Source organism: Streptomyces sp. NPDC002867, assembly GCF_053591895.1.
Genome location: NZ_JBSFUR010000004.1, coordinates 307,966 through 315,127 on the forward strand (window position 1 = coordinate 307,966; position 7,162 = coordinate 315,127).

8 protein-coding genes and 1 rRNA gene are annotated in these 7,162 nt (G+C 71.3%); all 9 read right to left on the minus strand.

The features are described from left to right. Positions 1 to 50: 50 nt before the first annotated feature. The gene (locus ACWD0A_RS06140; RefSeq protein WP_451295041.1) at positions 51 to 1,166 is read right to left on the minus strand and encodes a 1-acyl-sn-glycerol-3-phosphate acyltransferase; all 1,116 of its coding nucleotides are present in this window, start codon (positions 1,164 to 1,166) and stop codon (positions 51 to 53) included. A gap of 35 nt (positions 1,167 to 1,201) precedes the next feature. Then, positions 1,202 to 2,305 (minus strand): NAD-dependent epimerase/dehydratase family protein, encoded by a 1,104-nt coding sequence (locus ACWD0A_RS06145; protein ID WP_451295043.1) that lies wholly within the window; start codon positions 2,303 to 2,305, stop codon positions 1,202 to 1,204. A gap of 196 nt (positions 2,306 to 2,501) precedes the next feature. Then, complete coding sequence (locus ACWD0A_RS06150; protein WP_003948845.1) at positions 2,502 to 2,600, minus strand: 30S ribosomal protein bS22; 99 nt, start codon at positions 2,598 to 2,600, stop codon at positions 2,502 to 2,504. 123 nt (positions 2,601 to 2,723) lie between these two features. Then, positions 2,724 to 2,936, minus strand: a complete 213-nt coding sequence (locus ACWD0A_RS06155) for a helix-turn-helix domain-containing protein (protein WP_014046653.1) — start codon at positions 2,934 to 2,936, stop codon at positions 2,724 to 2,726. 128 nt (positions 2,937 to 3,064) lie between these two features. Next, entirely contained in the window at positions 3,065 to 3,880 is an 816-nt protein-coding gene (locus ACWD0A_RS06160) for a phosphatase (RefSeq protein ID WP_451295045.1), read from the minus strand. 90 nt (positions 3,881 to 3,970) lie between these two features. Continuing rightward, positions 3,971 to 5,146, minus strand: a complete 1,176-nt coding sequence (locus ACWD0A_RS06165; protein ID WP_451295047.1) for an acetoin utilization protein AcuC — start codon at positions 5,144 to 5,146, stop codon at positions 3,971 to 3,973. Then, the gene (locus ACWD0A_RS06170) at positions 5,097 to 6,314 is read right to left on the minus strand and encodes an MFS transporter (protein ID WP_451295049.1); all 1,218 of its coding nucleotides are present in this window, start codon (positions 6,312 to 6,314) and stop codon (positions 5,097 to 5,099) included. Before ACWD0A_RS06170 ends, ACWD0A_RS06165 begins: the two co-directional genes overlap by 50 nt. Before the next feature lie 43 nt (positions 6,315 to 6,357). Further along, positions 6,358 to 7,002, minus strand: a complete 645-nt coding sequence (locus ACWD0A_RS06175) for an HAD family hydrolase (RefSeq protein WP_451295051.1) — start codon at positions 7,000 to 7,002, stop codon at positions 6,358 to 6,360. Between the two features lie 73 nt (positions 7,003 to 7,075). Continuing rightward, a 5S ribosomal RNA gene (gene rrf / locus ACWD0A_RS06180) occupies positions 7,076 to 7,162 on the minus strand; the annotation flags it as partial.

Sequence of the window (7,162 nt, forward strand, 5' to 3'; positions counted from 1 at the left end):
GGGGGCGCCCCTCACACGTGCACGGGCTCGGAAATCGGAAAGAGGACGGCTCAGAAGAAGACGGAGCGGCGCTGCACCAGCAGCTTGTACAGCGTGTGCTGGATCTGCTCGCGCACCTGGTCCGTCAGGTTGAACATCAGCATCGGGTCCTCGGCCGCCTCCGGCGGGTACCCGTCCGTCGCGATCGGCTCGCCGAACTGGATCGTCCACTTCGTCGGCAGCGGCACCACCCCCAGCGGCCCCAGCCACGGGAAGGTCGGGGTGATCGGGAAGTACGGGAAGCCCAGCAGCCGCGCCAGCGTCTTCGCGTTGCCGATCATGGGGTAGATCTCCTCCGCGCCGACGATCGAGCACGGCACGATCGGCACGCCCGCCCGCAGCGCCGTCGACACGAAGCCGCCGCGCCCGAACCTCTGGAGCTTGTACCGCTCGCTGAACGGCTTCCCGATGCCCTTGAAGCCCTCCGGCATCACCCCGACGACCTCGCCGCCCTGGAGCAGCCGCTCCGCGTCCTCCGCGCACGCGAGCGTGTGCCCGGCCTTGCGCGCCAGCTCGTTCACCACCGGCAGCATGAACACCAGGTCGGCGGCGAGCAGCCGCAGGTGGCGTCCGGCGGGGTGGTTGTCGTGGACGGCGACCTGCAGCATCAGCCCGTCCAGCGGCAGCGTCCCCGAGTGGTTGGCCACCACCAGGGCGCCGCCGTCCGACGGGATGTTCTCGATGCCCTTCACCTCGACACGGAAGTACTTGTCGGCCAGCGGCCGCAGCAGCGACATCAGGACGTGGTCGGTCAGCTCGGCGTCGTATCCGAACTCGTCGACCTCGTAGTCACCGGTCAGCCGCCGGCGCAGGAACGCCAGTCCGCCCGCGATCCGGCGGTCCCAGTTCCCCCCACCCGCCGGTGCCGGCTCCCCGGCGGCCGTGTCGAGGGCTGCCGCCACGACGCCCCGGTCCGGCAGCGGGCTCACGGCGGCGTCCCGCCCGGCCGCCTCCGACGCCGCCGTCTCCCGCACCACCGGGTCCGGTGCCTCGCGCACCACGGAATCGCCCGCCGCGGCCGGGTCGGCCATGCGGCGCGCGGACCCGCCGGGGCGCCGCCGCGCCGGTCGCTGCGCACCACCGCGCGAACGGTCGTCGTCGAACGGAATGACCTTGGCGTCCGCCATCGTTGGCTGCGCTCCTTATCCGGGCCCCTCGGGGCTCATCCGGCGCTGTGCGTCGTCTCGCCGCGCGTCGTCTCACCGGTCGTCGTCTCCACGGCGGGTCCCGGCCCCCGGCCGACGGGCAGCGCCGCCGCGACACGGTCCACGGCCCTGGCCACGGACTCGGGCGGCAGCAGCCCGGGAGCCCGGCTGCGTGCGAAGTCCGCGAACGTCTCGGCGGTCGTGAACCGCGGACGGAACCCCAGTGTCTCGCGCATCTGGACCGTGCTGACCACGCGGCCGTGGGTGAGCAGCCGGATCTGCTCCGGCGAGAAGTCCGTGATGCCGACCGTGCGCAGCGCGGAGCCGACCCAGGTGACGGCGGGCAGCGGCACCGGCATGGTCGGCCGCCCCAGCCGCCGGGAGCACTGGGACAGCGTCAGCACACCGTCGCCCGCGATGTTGAACGTGCCGCTGTTCAGCGTCCCGCGGCGCGGTTCGTGCAGCGCGATCCGCAGCACGTCGATGACGTCGTCCTCATGGACGAACTGCAGACGCGGGTCGTAGCCGAAGACGGTCGGCATGACCGGCAGCGAGAAGAACTCGGCGAGCGGCGAGTCGGCGCACGGGCCGAGGATGTTCGCGAACCGCAGGACGCACACGGCCACGTCCGGGCGTCGCCGGGCGAACCCGCGCACGTACCCCTCGACCTCCACGGCGTCCTTCGCGAAGCCGCCGCTCGGCAGCGACTTGGGCGGGGTGGTCTCCGTGAAGACGGCGGGGTCGCGCGGAGCGGAGCCGTACACGCTCGTACTGGACTTCACCACCAGCCGCCTGACCGTCGGCGACTTCTGGCAGGCGCCCAGCAGTTGCATGGTGCCGATGACGTTGGTCTCCTTGACGGCCGTGCGGCCGCCTGCGCCCAGCGGCGTACCCGTCACGTCCATGTGCACGACCGTGTCGACGGCGTGCTCGGCCAGGACGCGGGCGATGGCCGGCTGACGGATGTCGGCGCGGACGAATTCGGCCCCGCCCAGATGATGTCCGGGCCCCACCGCGTCGACGCCGATCACGCGGTCCACCTCGGGATCGCGCTGGATGCGCCGCACGAGACGGCCGCCGAGCTGCCGGGCCACACCGGTGACGAGCACGACCTTGCCCAAGATCAGCGCCTTCCCCTAGGTCCAGGTCCTGGCGTCACCGTAGCGCGTCGGTGTTGCGCTGTGATGACCGCACGGCGCACTTTTGCCACGTGCTTCCTTCTCCTGCCCCCACTTCTCGTCCACACCGGCCCCACAACGCACCTCGGCCCCTCCACCAGGCTGGTGGAAGGGCCGAGAAAACACGTACAGCTGTCGCCTACTTCTTGTTGCGACGCTGAACGCGGGTGCGCTTGAGCAGCTTGCGGTGCTTCTTCTTCGCCATCCGCTTGCGCCGCTTCTTGATAACAGAGCCCACGACTACCCTCGCTCACTTCTCTTCACTCGGTGCGGGGCGTCTGGGCCCACACGACCTACGTCGGCCTAGCCTACCCGCCAGAGCGCCGAGCTTGTAATCCGAGGGCGACCGTCCTGTTTCCCGTTACGCGGATTCCACCCCCACGAAGGATTCGCGGAGATACTCGTGCACCGCTTGCTCCGGTACCCGGAAGGACCTCCCCACCCGGATCGCCGGCAGATGACCGCTGTGCACCAAGCGGTACACGGTCATCTTCGACACCCGCATCACCGAGGCAACTTCCGCCACGGTAAGGAACTTGACCTCGTTCAGAGGCCTCTCGCTGCCAGCAGCCATGACCCACCTGTACCTTCCGCACCCGACGCGCACCGGCTTCCCCTCCGGTGACTCTTCGTCGTTGTGCGCTCACTGCCCAGACTAGGGGCGGGTGGTGCGAGTGGGGAAGAGGAGCTGCAATCGGCCGCCTACTGTGACAGACACGCTCGATTGAGTACATAGCGCGTCAGAGGACGGTAGTACTCCGGCCGAACGGTGTCATCAAGCGGAACCGCGACCGATACCCGTCCCTCCGCCTCGCCGACGAACAGCGCGGGATCGTCCGTGTCCGCGAGGCCCATGGCCTCGATCCCCAGCTGACCTGCCCCGCAGACCCAGCCGTGGTCTCCGACGACGAGCTCGGGCAGAGGCCCGCCCGCGTCCGCGGCGGCCTGGAGCGCGACCCTGACCGGCAGAGGGGAATGGCTGTGCGCGCCCGCCTCGCGCGCTCCCTCCTCGTACAGCGAGGCCACCCCCCGTACGTAGACGAGCCGGTGCGTGCGTACACCGAACCGGGTCGTTATGTCGACACATCGCCCCTGCGCAGGGGTGAGGACGGAACACCCCGCCGCCGACACCGCGTCTGCCAGGTCTGCGTAGAACCCCAGCAACCGGTGCGGATGCCCTGTGCCGAACAGCACGGGAGCCCGCCTCCGCGCCACGTCCCCCAACCGCCCGGCGAACGCGTCCAGTGCACACAGCGTCAGCTCCGGGTCGATGACGTCGCCTCCGGCCACGCACGCCGGATCGGCGGACACCCCGCACCTCCTGGACATCAGCGCGATCAGGTCCCGCTCGCTCCACGACCACCGCGGATCGAGCCCCAGGGTCACCCGGGGATCCCGCGCGGCGAACGCGCGATAACTGCGCAGGGCGGCCTCACGCGAGGTCGCCACGTCCCCCGCCAACCCCGACGCCAGCAGATGCGCCCGCAGCTGTAACCGCAGCGTTCCGGTGCTCAACACCCTTCCGATGCTGACGCACCGGGCCCTGCGGCAGGCCCGAAACGCATGTGCTCCGCACAGTTGGCGTAATCGCCCCTGCAGTGCCCGCCGCTAGGCAAGCAGCCCGCGCAGCGGGAACACGGCCCGACGCGTCGCCAGGATCGACTGGTCGAGCCGGTCCGCCGGGTCGTAGCCGTCCTCCCAGGAGCGCAGGCGCACCGGCCACCGGCCGTCCGTCATGCGCGCCGGCCCCAACTGGCGCGTCCGCGCGTACACCTCGCCGCGCCACGTCGAAGGGATCACCGACTCGGGGTCCACCGGCTGGTGCGCGGCGATCCCCACGAGGTGCGTCCACGACCGGGGAACGACGTCCACGACCTCGTAGCCCCCGCCGCCGAGCGCCACCCACTTCCCGTCCGCGTGCGCGTGCGCGAGCTCGTGACACGCCTCCTGCACCGCACGCTGCGCGTCGAGCGACACCGCCAGATGAGCGAGCGGGTCCTCGAAATGCGTGTCCGCGCCGTGCTGAGACACGAGCACCTGCGGCCGGAAGCCGGCCAGCAGCTCGGGCACCACCGCGTGGAACGCGCGCAGCCACCCCTCGTCGCCCGTCCCGGCGGGCAGCGCCACGTTCACCGCCGAGCCCTCGGCGGCTCCGGTGCCGCCCGTCTCCTCCGGCCAGCCGGTCTGCGGGAACAGCGTGCGCGGATGCTCGTGCAGGGAGATCGTCAGCACGCGCGGGTCGTCCCAGAACGCCGCCTGGACCCCGTCGCCGTGGTGCACGTCCACGTCCACGTACGCGACCCGCTCCGCACCCAGCTCCAACAGCCGGGCGATGGCCAGCGACGCGTCGTTGTAGATGCAGAACCCGGCCGCGGCTCCCGGCATCGCGTGATGCAGGCCGCCGGTGAAGTTGACGGCGTGCGCGGCGTTCCCCCGCCACACCGCCTCGGCGGCGCCCACCGACTGCCCGGCGATCAGCGCCGACGCCTCGTGCATCCCCGCGAAGGCGGGGTCGTCGACCGTGCCGAGTCCGTACGACTGGTCCGCACGCGCCGGGTCCTCGGACGCCGCCCGTACCGCGGCCACGTAGTCCTCGCGGTGCACGAGCCGGAGCGTCGAGTCGCCCGCCGGCCTGGCGGCCACCACGTCCATGGCCCGGTCCAGTCCGTACGCCCGCACCAACCCCATGGTCAGCGCGAGCCGGACCGGATCCATCGGATGGCTGCTTCCGAAGTCATACTTCGTTACCGCCTCGTCCCACATCAACAACCCGCGGCCGCTCATGCCCGCCACCGTATCGGGCGGGCTCCGCCCCGAACGACCGGGCATACGCCAACGTGACCAGCACCATCACCATCGGCACCAGCATGGCGCCCCGGTAGCTCCACACGTCCCCGAGCGCCCCGACCAACGGCGACCCGACCAGGAAGCCGACGTAGTTGAACACGTTGAGCCGCGCCACCGCCGCATCGCTGTCCCCCGGCGCCAGCCGGCCCGCCGCCGCGAACGTCTGCGGCACGATCACGCACAGCCCGAACCCCAGCAGTGTGAACCCGAACATCCCGGCCCACGCGCCCGGCGCCCCCGCGACCACCGCGAACCCGGCCGCCGCCAGCACCGCCCCACCCCGGACGACGGCCACGGCCCCGAAGCGCCGCACCGCGAGGTCCCCGACGGCCCGGCCCACCAGCGTCGTCACCATGTACGCGTTGTACGGCACGGTCGCCAGCTCCTCGGAGCTTCCCAGGACGTCCTGCAGATACTTCGCACTCCAGTTGGAGACGGTCGAGTCGCCGATGTACGCGAAGGTCATCACCAGACACAGCGGCGCCAGCACCGTGAAGGCCACCCCGCCGCCGGCAGCCTCCGCCCGGCGGGGCTCCGGAGCCCGCTCGCCGTCGACGTACCACCGGCTCGCGGCCAGCACGGCAGGCACCAGGACCGCGACCACCGGCAGATACGACACGACCAGCGCGACGTCGAAGTGCGCGCCCGCCCACGCCAGCGACGCGCCCGCGATCCCGCCGAGGCTGTACGCCGCGTGGAAGCCGAGCATGACGCTCCGCCCGTACGCCCGCTGGAGACTGACGCCCAGCATGTTCATCGCGGCGTCGAGCGCACCGACGGCCAGCCCGAACGCCCCGAGGCCGACGGCCACTTGCCACATCCGGTCGCCCGCGGCGACGCCGAGGAGCGACAGCAGCACGAGCGGCTGCGACCACCGCAGCACCGCGCTCGCCGGGACCCGGCGGACCATGCGCCCGGTCAGGACGCTGCCCACCCCGGCGAGGACCGGCACGGCCGCGAGGAAGAGCGGCAGCAGCCCGTCGGATATCCCGTAGCGGTCCTGCACGGCGGGGATACGCGTCACGAGCAGAGCGAACGCGACGCCCTGGGAGAAGAAGCCGAACGCCAAGGAGGCCCGTCCCTGGCGCAACCGCGCATCCGTCATGGCGGCACAGCGTACGGACAGGGACTACCGGGGGGTAGACACGTCACACGAGCAATGCGGGCAGCTCCGCCATCGCACCGAAGCAGCCCTTGGCCCCGGCGAGTCTGTCGGCGGGCGTCATGGCGGTGAACCCGTACACGTCCATACCGGCCGCCAGGGCCGCTTGCACGCCCAGGCGGCTGTCCTCGACGACGACGCACCGCTCGGGCGTCACCCCCATGCGCGCGGCGGCGTGAAGGAAGAGATCGGGCGCGGGCTTGCCCCGGCCCACGTCCTCGGCACTGAACACGATGCCGTCGGTGAACCACCGGTCGAGCCCAGTGGTGCGGTGCCCGACACGGATCCGCTCATGACTTCCGGAGGACGCGACGCAGTACGGCACACCGTCGGCCGTGAGCTTCTCCAGAACGTCCGTGGCGCCGTCGACGGCGGCCAACTCCCGCTCGAAGGCGGCGAAGACGCGCGCGTGCAGCGTCTCGTCGAAGCCCGCCGGCAGCGCCTGCCCGGTCCGCTCCCGGACGAGGTCGTGGACGCGGTGGACGGCGGCCCCCATGTAGTCGCGCAGGGAGTCCTCGTACGAGGTGGGGTGGCCGAGCTCGGTGAGATAGCCGGCGAGGATGGTGTTCGAGAGGGGCTCGCTGTCGACGAGCACGCCGTCGTTGTCGAAGATGACGAGGTCGTAGCGCATGCCGCCGACTTTATGCGACCCCGGAACGCAGGAAAGCCCCGGAACAGTGTTCCGGGGCTTTCCCACAATGATTGTTCGGCGGCGTCCTACTCTCCCACAGGGTCCCCCCTGCAGTACCATCGGCGCTGAAAGGCTTAGCTTCCGGGTTCGGAATGTAACC